We start from the raw sequence: 290 nt of genomic DNA on the forward strand, positions 1-290 counted from the left end.
CGTCAGATCCGACGCCAACGGACCCAACGACCAACCGTCACCCGCGATGTGATGCATCACGACGAGGAGTGCATGCTCCTTGGCCGACAGCGTGAACAGCTCGACGCGTAAGGGGATTTCGGTCGCCAGGTCGAAGGCGTACCGGGCGCCCGCCTCCAGCGCGGCCGGCAGTTCGGTCTCGCTCGTGGGGGTGACGATCAACCTGGGCGCGGCAGCCTCGGGGGTCAACACCTGCTGGCACGGGACACCCTCGACCTCCGGAAACACCGTACGCAGACTCTCGTGCCGCG

General features: G+C 67.2%; 1 protein-coding gene. It reads right to left on the bottom strand.

The genetic code is table 11. The features are described from left to right. A partial coding sequence (locus GT354_RS43225; protein WP_272924000.1) for a condensation domain-containing protein occupies positions 1-276 on the bottom strand: 276 nt, incomplete at its 3' end. Positions 277-290: the final 14 nt, after the last annotated feature.

This window comes from Streptomyces sp. SID3343, assembly GCF_009865215.1.
Taxonomy (GTDB): domain Bacteria; phylum Actinomycetota; class Actinomycetes; order Streptomycetales; family Streptomycetaceae; genus Embleya.